General features: G+C 37.2%; 10 protein-coding genes. 4 read left to right on the top strand and 6 right to left on the bottom strand.

The annotated features are described in order from the left end of the window. Positions 1-59: 59 nt before the first annotated feature. The 3 genes from BUC16_RS13000 to BUC16_RS12990 all read left to right on the top strand — a co-directional run bounded on the left by BUC16_RS13000 (position 60) and on the right by BUC16_RS12990 (position 3,116). Complete coding sequence (locus tag BUC16_RS13000; RefSeq protein WP_073371212.1) at positions 60-1,595, top strand: YifB family Mg chelatase-like AAA ATPase; 1,536 nt, start codon at positions 60-62, stop codon at positions 1,593-1,595. A 196-nt stretch (positions 1,596-1,791) separates the two neighbouring features. After that, the gene (locus tag BUC16_RS12995) at positions 1,792-2,247 is read left to right on the top strand and encodes an Abi-alpha family protein (RefSeq protein ID WP_073371211.1); all 456 of its coding nucleotides are present in this window, start codon (positions 1,792-1,794) and stop codon (positions 2,245-2,247) included. Positions 2,248-2,510: 263 nt separating this feature from the next. Next, entirely contained in the window at positions 2,511-3,116 is a 606-nt protein-coding gene (locus BUC16_RS12990) for an REP-associated tyrosine transposase (RefSeq protein ID WP_073371210.1), read from the top strand. 77 nt (positions 3,117-3,193) lie between these two features. Here BUC16_RS12990 and BUC16_RS12985 read toward each other — a convergent pair whose 3' ends face one another. From BUC16_RS12985 to BUC16_RS12970, 4 genes are all read right to left on the bottom strand, one after another. After that, positions 3,194-4,141: a hypothetical protein gene (locus BUC16_RS12985; RefSeq protein WP_073371209.1), complete on the bottom strand. Its 948-nt coding sequence runs from the start codon at positions 4,139-4,141 to the stop codon at positions 3,194-3,196. 73 nt (positions 4,142-4,214) lie between these two features. Then, positions 4,215-4,412: a hypothetical protein gene (locus tag BUC16_RS12980; protein ID WP_073371208.1), complete on the bottom strand. Its 198-nt coding sequence runs from the start codon at positions 4,410-4,412 to the stop codon at positions 4,215-4,217. 93 nt (positions 4,413-4,505) lie between these two features. Next, complete coding sequence (locus tag BUC16_RS12975) at positions 4,506-4,910, bottom strand: hypothetical protein (protein WP_141226155.1); 405 nt, start codon at positions 4,908-4,910, stop codon at positions 4,506-4,508. Between the two features lie 98 nt (positions 4,911-5,008). Continuing rightward, complete coding sequence (locus BUC16_RS12970) at positions 5,009-6,295, bottom strand: DEAD/DEAH box helicase (protein ID WP_073371206.1); 1,287 nt, start codon at positions 6,293-6,295, stop codon at positions 5,009-5,011. A gap of 243 nt (positions 6,296-6,538) precedes the next feature. Here BUC16_RS12970 and BUC16_RS17905 point away from each other — a divergent pair, with 243 nt between their 5' ends. Beyond that, on the top strand, positions 6,539-8,116 hold the full coding sequence (locus BUC16_RS17905) for a ThuA domain-containing protein (RefSeq protein ID WP_073371205.1): 1,578 nt from the start codon (positions 6,539-6,541) through the stop codon (positions 8,114-8,116). Between the two features lie 107 nt (positions 8,117-8,223). Here the strand turns inward: BUC16_RS17905 and ypfJ are convergent, their stop codons facing one another. Next, positions 8,224-9,078, bottom strand: coding sequence for a KPN_02809 family neutral zinc metallopeptidase (ypfJ, locus tag BUC16_RS12960; RefSeq protein ID WP_073371204.1), 855 nt, complete (start codon positions 9,076-9,078; stop codon positions 8,224-8,226). A gap of 54 nt (positions 9,079-9,132) precedes the next feature. Then, on the bottom strand, positions 9,133-12,540 hold the full coding sequence (locus tag BUC16_RS12955) for a PAS domain S-box protein (protein ID WP_244534367.1): 3,408 nt from the start codon (positions 12,538-12,540) through the stop codon (positions 9,133-9,135). Positions 12,541-12,974 lie beyond the last annotated feature (434 nt).

The raw sequence follows: 12,974 nt of genomic DNA, 5'->3' as shown, positions 1-12,974 counted from the left end.
ATAATCTCCCTCTTTGTTATAAAATTGAAGTCTTTTATGTTTAAATAAAACTATTTTATATGCTAATCAAAGTTTTTGGAAGTGCCGTTTTTGGAGTCGAAGCCACCACGATTACCGTTGAGGTTAATATGGACAAGGGAATTGGTTACCATTTGGTTGGTTTGCCGGACAACGCCATCAAGGAAAGCAGTTATCGAATTGCTGCCGCTCTCAAAAACAACGGCCTTAATATGCCGGGCAAGAAAATTACCATCAATATGGCTCCCGCCGATTTGAGAAAAGAAGGCTCGGCTTATGATTTGACGCTTGCCATGGGTATTCTTGTGGCTTCCACCCAAATAAAAGCAGACGAAATAGACCAATATATTATTATGGGCGAACTTTCATTGGACGGAAGTTTGCAACCCATAAAAGGGGCTTTACCGATAGCCATAAAAGCCAAAGAAGAAGGTTTCAAGGGTTTCTTCTTGCCGAAACAAAACGTGAAGGAAGCCGCAATTGTCACGGGATTGGATGTTTATGGTGTCGAAAATCTGCAGGAAGTCATTGATTTCTTCGAAGGAAAAGGCAATTTGGAACCAACGACAATCGATACTAGAGCCGAATTTTATAAAACCTTGGATTTTCCCGAATTCGATTTTAGCGATGTGAAAGGGCAAGAAAGCATCAAACGTTGCATGGAAATTGCCGCAGCCGGAGGACATAACATCATTCTTATTGGGCCGCCGGGAGCAGGGAAAACAATGCTTGCCAAACGTTTGCCCAGTATTTTGCCGCCAATGACTTTGCGCGAAGCACTCGAAACCACCAAAATTCACAGTGTCGCCGGAAAGTTGAAAGAAGCGGGATTGATGAACCAACGACCGTTTCGAAGTCCGCATCACACCATTTCGAATGTGGCTTTAGTTGGAGGCGGAAGTTATCCACAACCCGGTGAAATTTCGATGGCACACAATGGCGTTTTGTTTCTGGACGAATTGCCCGAATTCAAACGAGATGTTCTCGAAGTGATGCGCCAACCATTGGAAGACAGGGAAGTGACCATTTCCAGAGCCAAGTTTACTGTGACTTATCCTTCGTCTTTTATGTTGGTGGCCAGTATGAATCCGAGTCCGAGTGGGTTTTTCAACGATCCCGATTCGCCGCAAACTTCTTCACCACACGAAATGCAACGCTATTTGAGCAAAATTTCGGGGCCATTGTTGGACAGAATCGACATTCATATTGAAGTGACGCCTGTTCCTTTCGAAAAATTGTCCGATGACAACAAAGCCGAAAGTAGTGTTGATATTCGAAAAAGAGTGACTTCTGCTAGGGAAATCCAGTCGGAACGTTTCATCCAAATGGAAAATATCCATTACAATGCCCAAATGAATACCAAACACATTCGGGAACATTGCGCCCTTGACGATGATTCCAAACAATTGTTGAAAACAGCAATGGAGCGCTTGAATCTTTCGGCGCGGGCCTATGACAGAATCCTGAAAGTAGCCAGGACTATTGCTGACTTGGAAGCTTCGCCAAAAGTAATTTCTTCCCACATTTCCGAAGCGATTCAGTACAGAAGCTTGGATCGTGATGGGTGGTTGGGGTAGTTAATTTAGTACAATGCTCCGCAAAGTCTCCGACTTTGAGGGAGTGATTTTCGGTTTCCAACCGACTTTATTTTGGGTTTAATTTTATGGTCAGTCAGAGACTGACGAACACATCCACAAAGTCGGAGACTTTGCGGAGCGAGGCCTAACAGCTTAATTTTTTTTAAATACCTTTTATTAACCAATAAAATAAACTATGAATAAAATAGATATATCATCAACAGCAATTGAAAAAGGAATTGATTTAGTTGGCGGATTCCTTGAAAAGTTGGCTGGTTCACCACTCGAAGAAGCTGGACTATTATTAGCTGATAAATTAAGAACAAGGAGATTAAAAAATCAAATAAAGATATTTTCGGAAGCAAAGAAAATTGCTGAGGAAAATAATATCTCAATCAAACAAATAAATCTTAAAACACTCATTCCCTTATTAGAATTTTCTTCACTTGAAGAAGATGAAACACTTCAACAAAAATGGTCTAATTTGATAGTCAATTTTAGTGATGCAAACGAAAAATATGAATCCTCAATCTATCCTTCTATTTTAAGTCAATTATCAAGAAATGAAGTTTTAGAACTTGACAGAATTAAAGACACAGAGAGTATTGAAGTAAAAGAGTTTCAAATTTCAGGAATTGATATTTTAATTTAACTCGATTGGGTTTAATAAAACGAGAAATTATGGAAGGTTTTATTTTTATGGATGATGAGGTTATTCCAGTTTACTATGTTTTAAGTGAGCTTGGTGTTGATTTTATAAGGTGTTGTTCAGTTAAATATTAAATTATGTATTTTAATTAATAAGATTTTATTTCGTAATTTACTTACAATAAATCTAACCCAAGCTCCGCAAAGTCTCCGACTTTGAGGTAGTGATTTTCAGTCTCTGACTGACTTTTAAAAAAAAAAAACAAAATGAAAGAGAAAGAGGGATTCATAATTCGAGATCAATCCAAAGCGCATTTTATAACTGCAACGGTTGTGGACTGGGTTGATGTTTTTTCCAGGAAAACCTATAAAGATTGTGTCATCGAAAGTCTGGATTTTTGTTTAAAAAACAAAGGAATGATTTTGTATGGATTTGTAATTATGTCCAATCATATTCATTTAATCATTCAGTCAGAAAATAGTAAATTATCCGATTTGATTCGGGATTTTAAGAAGTTTACGGCAAAGACCATTTTGAATAAAATAGAAACTGAGCCAGAAAGTAGGGCCGACTGGATGTTGAAACGTTTTGAATTTGCTTGCAAAAGTCATGGCCGAAATGAAAAATATCAGTTTTGGCAATATGGAAATCACCCCGAAGAAATTTTTTCAGAAAAGTTTTTTTGGTCTAAATTGGATTATATTCATTTGAATCCTGTTCGAGCAGGATTTGTTGCCAAAGCTTCTCATTATGTATATTCCAGTGCTTCCAATTATGTTGAAAATAGTGGAATTATAGCAATTACAAAAGTTGATAATCCGGTATTAGATGTTTTGAAACCACAATCGATTAGCACTATTTATAATTGGTAACGAAGGTCGGAGACCTTTTATCACATCCTCAAAGTCGGAGACTTTGCGGAGCAAAACCAAAACCAATGTTTAAACAACTAAAAATTATTTTTTTCTAATTCAAATCGCTTAATGCTAAAGGCAATTTCTTTAAACAATTTTGGAGTGGTTTCTATGTTAAAATTTTTAGTGTCAAGATTTCGATATACTAATCTGCTTTTTGTCTCCGCTGTTAAATAAATGGCTTGAATAGTATCCGTAGTTATGTCTTTAAATTCAATAGGTTTGTTCTCAGTATTCCAACTTTCCATATTTTTTAGAGGCACTTCAATTCTCAACCATTTATCAGCCATTTCTCTTTTAAGGGTCACATTTATGGCCAGAGTATTTTTATTTTGGGTAGATATCTGGATGTCTAGATTAAACAATCCATTATCCCAATTCTTTATTTGTTCATCTGACAGCAGATGCCCATAAACCGATTTTATTTTGTCGAAGTCAGGTATGCTGCTCAGCTCGGAATCATAATATAGGTCAAGAAATATTTTATTTATGGAGCCTACAGGAATATTGTTTTTTAGAGGTTTTATAACATAACCATTAGCGTGCTGATGCTCCCAATCGCCATACTTTTTTACCAAAATACAACTAAAAACGGGACCTTTAAAATTAGAATTTGAAAATACTGCACTTTGTTTATTGACAGCATAATTACTGGCAGGTTTAGTTACGCCATTCCATTCCTCATTAACAGTATTTATATGGTTCCAAGTTCCATTAACAGTATTTATGCTGTCACTAAGAAGCACAATGTTTTGCGGAGAAGACTTAGATTTTAAATTACTGTTTATAATTTCTAAAAAACGTAATTCGCTAGTTTCTGACAATAATTTGAAATTTTCTTTTTCTTGCAGATTTTCAGGATCAATATATTTTGAATTTGATAATTCTGCTTTACGAGCAGATTTGTCTGTAACCGCAATTGATTCTTTGCAAGAGATAAATAGAAATGTAGAAACAAAAATTAAACAAAGTCTAATATACATTATGTGAGCATTTTGATTAAATATAGGTATAAATACTTTAGATTTTAAAAAAAAATATTTTACGAATTATTTATTATTGTTTTGTCTTGAATTGAAACAACTTTGTTTCATCCTCCTTGTCTTCAACCAATTCGGTTTTTAGTTCTATGGTGTTCTCTCTTTTTTTGGTTGGAGGAATTGGAACACCTCCTACAAATCCAATTCCAAGGGATGCCAAGACTATCAGGAGTACAAGTCCCAATAGTCTTAATGTTTTTTTGAAACTTTTCATGATTTTTTAAATAAGTTATTGTGCAGCCAATGGCAACAACTTTTGAATTTTAAAATGGAATGAAGCCAAATGATTTGGCATACAGGACAAGAACTATCCTATATAAGTTGCAAAAATGTCCTCGTCAGAACTTTGGGGAATGGTTTTTACTTGTAGAAAGAGGTTGGCAGGCTTATGAGAATAAAACTGCCTTGAAATAGTATCCAGTTTTACTTTGGTCAACAGGTTGTGTGTAATTAAAGCGTTTGCCCAGTTTTTGTCGAAACTATTTTGAGGAGAAATGAAAAGGCTAAGTTCAATCCCTTTTTTATATGAAATAGCCCGTTTACAAATTTTGTGATTGTTTGAAACTACAAGTTCAGTTTGTGTCGTCTGAAGTTGTCTTGATTGTAAATTATTCGCATATCCAGAAAAAGCAAAAATGCCAAGAAGCAAAGTTACTGCCAGGAACCATTTTGTTAATTTGTCTTTATATGGATATTGAGTATTCATCATCATCAAAGATAGCAATTTTGTTGCTATTTTGGCAAAAGATTGATTTACAAAAGATTGATTTTAAAACACTCAGTCTTCAGTTCTAGATTGTATAGAATAGGTTACCTGGAACGCCTGTCATTATTTTGTTGTGGACGTCTTGGGCCAAAGCTGTTATTAGTGCTTCGGTTTGCATTATCCGTTTTTGGTTTCCTTGGAGTTGAGTTGCGTTGTTGTCTTCCTTGCCCTTGTTTGATGGGTTCCGTTGAGGCATTGGGATCTGGCTCAAAACCTTTGATGTTTTCTTTGGGCAATTTCAAGCCCACCAATTTTTCGATATCGCGTAAAAAAACGGTTTCGTCTGGACTAAACAATGAAATGGCTTCGCCGCTGGCTCCAGCTCTTCCTGTACGACCAATTCGGTGCACGTAATCTTCTGGAATATTGGGCAATTCAAAATTAATGACATGCGGCAACAATGGAATATCTAAACCTCGAGCGGCAATGTCCGTGGCGACCAAAGCGGTCAAGCTTCCGTCTTTGAAACCAGCCAAAGCTTTGGTTCGTGCACCTTGACCTTTGTTCCCGTGAATGGCTGCGGCTCTAATGCCGGAACTAATCATGCTTTCAGTCAACTTGTTGGCACCTTGTTTGGTACGGGTAAAAACCAAAATCTGTTTCCAGTTGCCTTCCGTGATCAGTTTGATGATTAATTCTGTTTTTTTCTCTTTGGCACAAGGATATACTTTTTGGATAATGGCATCCACTGTGGTATTTTCTGGTGTGGCTTCCACTTGGACTGGATGGTGCAAAATACCCATTGCCAATTTCTTGATGTCTTTTGAAAAGGTTGCCGAAAATAGCAAGTTTTGCCTTTTTGATGGCAATAGTTTGATAAGGCGTTCAATATCACGTAAAAATCCCATATCCAACATACGGTCTGCTTCATCCAAAACCAGAATCTCCACTTTGGAAAGCGAAACCAAACCTTGATTTTGCAAATCGATTAATCGACCGGGAGTGGCGACCAAAATATCAAGACCTTGACGTATTTGGGCGGCTTGGGGATTTTGGTTTACGCCTCCAAAAATTACGGCGCTTCGTAAATCCACGAACTCGCTGTATTCTTTTATGTTGGCTAATATTTGTGCGGCCAATTCTCGTGTTGGGGTCAATATCAAGGCACGAATGGGTCTGTGACTCAAATGTTTTCCTTGTGACAATATTTGCAATATGGGTAGGGTAAAACCGGCTGTTTTTCCTGTTCCTGTTTGTGCGGATGCCAATACGTCCTTGCCTTCCAAGATGGGTGGAATTGCTTTTTGTTGTATTGGAGATGGAGTTGTGTATCCTTTTTTGCTGATGGCTTTTAATAAAGCATCAGATAAGCCTAATGAGTTGAATGACATAAATGGTGTTTATGAAGTAAACACTATTTATATGGAGTACTTCTTTAATTTGGTGCAAAGGTACTGCTAATTTTTTCGATGTTGCTTTGATTTGCTGGACTTTGTTTCAATCCTTAGTTTTAATTCCTGTTTATTTTGATTGGTATTGCAGTTTTTTTAATGACTCTTTGCTTATTTTTGTGGTTACGGATTGCAAATTTTACCCAAATAATTTTTAGATTTTTCAAATTACATAAAATAAACATGACTTATAAAAAACAGATTGTCGCAATAGCCTTTTTAGTATCTTTTGGGTTGTTCCATAGTTGCAAAACAAGTTCCACCCAATCGGTCGAAAACGCCCAAACAGCATCAAAAACGGGAGCACCGGCCAGCATTTTGGTTTTTTCAAAAACGGGCGGCTTTAGACATGCTTCAATTGGAAAAGGCATTGAAGTCTTGAAAAAAATGGGAGGATTGCAACATTGGAAAATGAATTTCAGTGAGGAAGCTTCCTTGTTCACAAAAGAAGAATTGTCAAAATACAACCTCATTTTGTTTTTGAACACGACAGGTGATATTTTAAACCCAGACGAACAAACGGCATTTGAAAATTACATCAAATCAGGAGGTAATTATGTAGGCGTGCACGCCGCTTCAGATACCGAATTCGATTGGCCTTTCTATGCAGAAATGGTGGGAGCCCAGTTTAAAAGTCATCCCAAACAACAAAATGCAACTTTGAATAAAGTGCCCAATTGTCAACATTCATCAGTAGAACATTACAAGGCAACTTTTGACAAGTTTGATGAATGGTATAATTTCAGGAAGCCTGTGCCATCCTATGTAAATGTGCTTTTGAGTATTGACGAAACCAGTTATCAGGGCGATCGAATGGGGACTTATCATCCCATTTCATGGTATCATGTTTATCAAGGCGGACGTGTTTTTTATACTGCCATGGGACATGATGATGCTTCCTATTCGAATGCCGATTTTTTGAAGCATTTACAGGAAGGAATCCTTTGGGCATTAGGACAAACAAAAGAAAAAATAGATGAAAAAGGAGAGGATTTACTAGGTGCCGATTTGTCAAAATGGACTCCTTGGATGGGAGCGGTTCATCCTTCGGTAGACATTGATTTCGAAAAATCAGCAGACGTAAAAACAGGAAAACCAATGGGATTGGATAATGATACCAAAAAAGTATTCTCGATAATACAAGAGAATGGGGAAAACGTGCTTCGCGTTTCGGGCGAAATCTACGGAGGCTTGACGACCAAAAAAGAATACGGAAATTATCACTTCACGACCCAATTCAAATGGGGCAATAAAAAATGGGAACCACGTTTGAAAGACAAAAGTGACAGTGGTATTTTGTATCATGCCAAAGGACCGCACGGTGCTTTTTGGAACGTATGGATGGCCAGTGCCGAGTTTCAGGTTCAAGAAGGCGATTGCGGTGATTTTTATGCTTTGGGTGACGTATATGGAGATGTGCCTTCGGATAAAACAATCCTGACCAATGGCAAATCTAAATACACGTACAATCCAAAAGGAAAAAATGTTCCGGTAAAATTTGCAGCAAAATCGGGCTTGTTTGAAAAACCAAATGAAGAATGGAATACCCTAGAGATATATTGTTTGGACGATGAGAGTATTCATGTCGTTAACGGTCATGTGGTCAATCGGGTAAAAAACATTCGTTACGATGCAAACAATAAAACCATTCCAGTAACCGAAGGTAAAATTCAAATCCAGTCCGAAGGCGCCGAGGTGTTTTACAAAAAAATGAAAATTGAACCCATAACCCAATTTCCAAGCCAGTACAAGAAATCATGATTTATTAAAGAATTAAATACAAAAAAAACAGTCTAAGTATCTTGTAAAACTTAGACTGTTTTTTTGTATTTAATAGGAAACAGATTCTGCATTTTATTCCTCTACTTTTACTCAACCTCCGCAAAAGTATCTCCTTTTTTAAAATCACCCGTTTTAAAGCCGCGATTGAACCAATACATTCTTTGTTCGGAAGTTCCGTGGGTAAAGGAATCGGGAACGACTTGTCCTTGCATTTTTTTTTGGATGGCATCGTCGCCCACGGCATTGGCGGCACTCAAGGCTTCTTCGATATCGCCGGGTTCCAGCATGGCATTTTGTTTTTCGTTGTAGTGGGTCCAAAGTCCTGCATAGAAATCGGCTTGCAATTCCAGGGCGACGGACAATTTATTGCCTTCGGTTTCACTTCTGTTTTCTTGTAGTTCTCGCACTTTTGCCGAGGTTCCCAGCAAGGTCTGGATGTGGTGGCCATATTCGTGTGCCAAAACATAAGCCACGGCAAAATCACCGCCTTCGGCACCAAATCGTGTTCTCAATTCCTCAAAGAAAGTCATGTCCATATAAATGACTCTGTCGCCGGGACAATAAAATGGACCGGAAGCGGAACTGGCACCACCGCAAGCGGTTTGCACTTGACCACTGAACAAGACCAATTTTGGCGCTTCAAAAGTCAGGTTGTTTTCCTCGAATATTTTGGTCCAAATATCTTCATTGTCGGCCAAGAGGGTTTTTACAAATTCGCCTTCTTTTGCTTCTTCCGGCGTTAAAGCTCTTGACTCGGTTTGGGTAGATTGCTGATTGAATTGGTCTAAAATAGGGGTAAGTTGTTGCGCATTTTCACCACCAAAAAGTTTGACCAGCAAAATGATGACTCCAATAATTCCTCCACCAATTACTGCTTTTCCCCCAGAAAGTCCTCTGCGGTCTTCCATATTGTCGCTTTGTCTTCTACCTATCCATTTCATAATACGAGTTTTAAGGTAAAAATAGTGCTTTTTTTGGATGATTTTTATTCTTGGCTACTTCTTTTTAGGGTCTTCGCCAAAAGTTGTTTCGGTACTCCTTTTGGATTTCAATTTTGGTGTATCCATCCATTTGATGATGGTTTCTTCAATAACGCCTTTCATGATGGGTTTTGAAATGTGGTCATTCATTCCGGCTTCCATGCATTTTATTTTTTCTTCTTTTTCTACTCCGGCAGTTACGGCAATGATGGGAACATTTTTTCCTGATTCAAGACTTCTGATGGCTTTGGTTGTTTCATAACCATTCATCAACGGCATTTGGATGTCCATTAAAACAATGTCTGGATTGATACTTTCAAACTGTTCAACGGCGTCTTTACCATTAAAAACCTCAAAAATAGTAGCCTCTGTAAATATGTTTTTTATGATGGTTTTGATGAGCAACATATTGATTTTGTTGTCTTCGGCAATCATTACCCTCAATTTTTCCAAGCGATTGTTTTTTTCTATAAAATCGTCTATGTCGTTTTCTGCGGGAACGTCTATTTTGCGTTCATCTTTTATTTTTTGATTGCTTGTTTTCAAATCCAGGTCAAAATAAAAAGTACTTCCAAGATCTATTTTGCTGTCCAATTGGAGGTGGCTGTTCATCAATGCCAACAATTGATTCGAAATGCTCAAGCCCAATCCCGTTCCACCAAATTTTCGGGTTGTTGAATTGTCTTCTTGGGAAAAAGCGTTGAAAATTTTATTCCAGTTTTCTTCGAGTATTCCAATGCCGGAATCCATTACTGAAAAACGAATCTTGCTGTTGGAATCATCTGTTTTTTCGAGTACGGAAACGACCAATTGAATGGAACCTTTTTCGGTAAATTTCACGGCATTTGCCAAAAGATTGATCAAGATTTGCTTTAATCGAACGATGTCCACCCAAAAATACTTGGGAATATCAGGGGTGATGACCAGTTCCAGTTTCAGGTTTTTCAGGTTGGATTCATAGGATATCAAGTCGATTATTTGATTCAATATTTCCTTGATTTTGCATTTTTCTATGTATAGTTCCAGTTTTCCGGCCTCTATTTTCGAAAAATCTAGAATATTGTTGATGATGTCCAACAAGGAATGAGCCGATTGGTTGACGGTAATCATGTGTTTCTCTTGCGTTTTTTCAAGATTGGTTTTCATGAGCAAGTCCGTGAAACCTATAATTCCATTCAGCGGAGTCCTGATTTCGTGGCTCATGTTGGCAATGAATTCTGATTTTGCCTTGTTGGCTGCTTCGGCTATTTCTTTGGCTATCAGGGCTTCTTCGGCTTCTTTTTTCTTGGTGATGTCAAAAAACATTCCTCCCACATAACTGATCACGTTATCTTTTTTGATGCTGTCGCCAAATTCCTCTACCCAAACGATATGTCCTTTTTTGTGGATGATCCTGTAAACGATTTGCATTTTAACCTGTTCTTCGACCAATTTTTTGGCTGCAAGCAGGACATTTTCCTTGTCGTCGGGATGGATTAAATCTACATAGTGCAGTTTGTATTCCAGAAATTCGCTTTTGCCATATCCAGTCAGGTTTTCGATTTCGTCATTGATGTAAATTTTGGTCCATTTGTCGTCAATATTGGATAAATAAACCGTGCCGGGAATGTTGTTGGTCAATAAACGAAATTTCTCCTGGCTTTCATAAAGGATGGTTTCGTTTTTGGTTCTTTCCAAGGCCGAAGAGATGTTGTTGGCAAGGGTTTGCAGAATGTTGATTTCGTCGTCCGACCATTTTTTTTCATTATAACAGTCGTCAAAACCTATGAGACCGGTAAATTCATTTTCGATGTATATCGGCAAGATGAGCATGGATTTTATTTCGTTGGCAACCAACACTTCTTTCAAAGTGGAATCTTCGAGTTTGCTTGTAATGGCCTTGAAATATTTTTTCTTGTTGATTTGTTTGAAAATTTCTTGCAGGTTTTCGGTCGTGAACGTTCTCAATTTGGTGATTTGAAAAGGAATCCCTTTTCTGGCCCATTTGAATTTTTGGCTGATTAAATTGGTGTTGAAATCCTTTTCATAATAAAAAAGATGGTCTGCCTTTGTAGCTTTTCCCATTATTTCAAAGGTTTCTGTAAACATTTGATCGACGCTCTTGCTCAACAGGAATTTTTCGGTACACAAGGCCATGGCAGAAAGCAATTCGCTTTTGTATTCCAATTTTATTTCTGCTTGATACCGTTTTCTGGAAGCAATTTGCAATGATATGATGTCGGATATGGTTCGGGCAAAATTGATGTCGTCATTGTCCCACAACTTTTTCTGTTTTGTGGTTTCAAAACAAACGTAGCCGGTTAAATCGCCATTGTTGAAAAGAGGAATGTCGAGAATCGATCGGATGTCGTATTTTAGAAAATAGTCTTCGAAAAAAACCGAATCTTTCAAATTGTCTTGAACATCACTGATTACGATTTGTGTTTCATTTTTTGTGGATGCAAAATAATCGGGATAGTTTTTCTTTGTGAAAGTGATTTTTTTGTCGAATATGTTGTCGTTCAATTCGTATAGTTTTTTGCAGACAATTTTATCTTTGGTATATTTCCAAAAACTGACCCGGTTTACTATTGACGCTTTTGCGGCAGCTTTTAGGATTGTTCCAATAGCGTCATTCAAATTTTCGCATTTATTGAAGTTTTTTATCGACAAATTATTGATTGCCGAATTGTATCGATTAATTTTTTCTTGTTGTTTTTCTTTTTCTAGTTCAAGGTTTTTGTAAGCGGTAATGTCGCGGGCTATTCCTGAATATCCAATAAGTTCGCCCAAATTATTCCTTCGAACGACTATTTTTTGGGAAAGCCATATTTCTTCTCCATTCTTTTTTATCAATGGTATTTCAACTGTATTGAAATCATTTTGCCTTTCGGGCAAGTTATGGTAGAAATCAATTATGTTTTTGGTGTAATCTTTTCGAATGAATTCCGAGTAATTCATTGAGAGATATTCATAATGATCATATCCTAAGGATTTTACGGCAAAATCATTGGCAAACGTGAAATTTCCATGGACATCTATTTCATAAATAAGGTCGGTAGCATTTTGAATTAAGTCCCGATACTGGTTTTGAAGATTGATTTCGTTGGTTATGTCGTTTCCAATTCCAATGGTCAGGTTTTCATTGTGTTTCTTGTCTCTCCATTGAATATATTTGTAGGATCCATTTTTACATTTCAATTTCCTGACGTACAATCGCTCGTCAATATAGTTGTCGTGGTATTGTAGGCCAATAAATTCGGGGTCTTCGGTAAGTTTCCAAAATCCCATTCCCATCACTTCCTCCGGAGTATATCCCAAAATGGAGGTTATGGTTTCACTGCAAAAAGAGATTTCTCCAGCATCATTCGCGGCAATTGTCAGCGTATTTCCTTTATTTACAATATCATTGGTAAATTTGAATTTATCTTTTGCATTAAGCAAAGATATATGCCGGACATAATTTACGACTTGAACTATTAAACAGTAATTTAATAACAGGGAAATAGATTTTACGGGAATTATCTCAAAAACAAAAAGGACGGAAATGAAGATATAAACAAATGCAACTGTAAGCCAATACAGCTTTAAGGGTTTGAGAATATCATAAGAAAAGAAAAACCATATTACAAAGGCGACAAGTGGGATTACATCGGGAGAAGTATAAATTAAATTCCGGGAGACAATAATAAATATAATTATGAATACTGCCTTGAAAAGATTTTGGATATTTTGAAATACCAAAGATGATTTTTTGCTGATAAAATAGATTGCCAATAAAAAGGTACCCAAACTAAAATGATGGATCAATAAACTTTTTGATCTCGCATTGAATAAGACGAAAAAAAGTTCAAGGAAAGGAATTATGATTCCCAAAA

This window comes from Flavobacterium fluvii, assembly GCF_900129545.1.
GTDB lineage: Bacteria > Bacteroidota > Bacteroidia > Flavobacteriales > Flavobacteriaceae > Flavobacterium > Flavobacterium fluvii.
Note: the sequence above shows the minus strand (reverse complement) of the source record. Positions and strands in the feature narration are given on the sequence as shown.

Bases quoted from the DNA above. Each gene is read 5' to 3' on its own strand.
- BUC16_RS17905 (WP_073371205.1), top strand. From the start codon at position 6,539: ATGACTTATAAAAAACAGATTGTCGCAATAGCCTTTTTAGTATCTTTT.
- BUC16_RS12980 (WP_073371208.1), bottom strand. From the start codon at position 4,412: ATGAAAAGTTTCAAAAAAACATTAAGACTATTGGGACTTGTACTCCTG.
- ypfJ (WP_073371204.1), bottom strand. From the start codon at position 9,078: ATGAAATGGATAGGTAGAAGACAAAGCGACAATATGGAAGACCGCAGA.
- BUC16_RS12995 (WP_073371211.1), top strand. From the start codon at position 1,792: ATGAATAAAATAGATATATCATCAACAGCAATTGAAAAAGGAATTGAT.
- BUC16_RS12985 (WP_073371209.1), bottom strand. From the start codon at position 4,141: ATGTATATTAGACTTTGTTTAATTTTTGTTTCTACATTTCTATTTATC.
- BUC16_RS12970 (WP_073371206.1), bottom strand. From the start codon at position 6,295: ATGTCATTCAACTCATTAGGCTTATCTGATGCTTTATTAAAAGCCATC.
- BUC16_RS13000 (WP_073371212.1), top strand. From the start codon at position 60: ATGCTAATCAAAGTTTTTGGAAGTGCCGTTTTTGGAGTCGAAGCCACC.
- BUC16_RS12975 (WP_141226155.1), bottom strand. From the start codon at position 4,910: ATGATGATGAATACTCAATATCCATATAAAGACAAATTAACAAAATGG.
- BUC16_RS12990 (WP_073371210.1), top strand. From the start codon at position 2,511: ATGAAAGAGAAAGAGGGATTCATAATTCGAGATCAATCCAAAGCGCAT.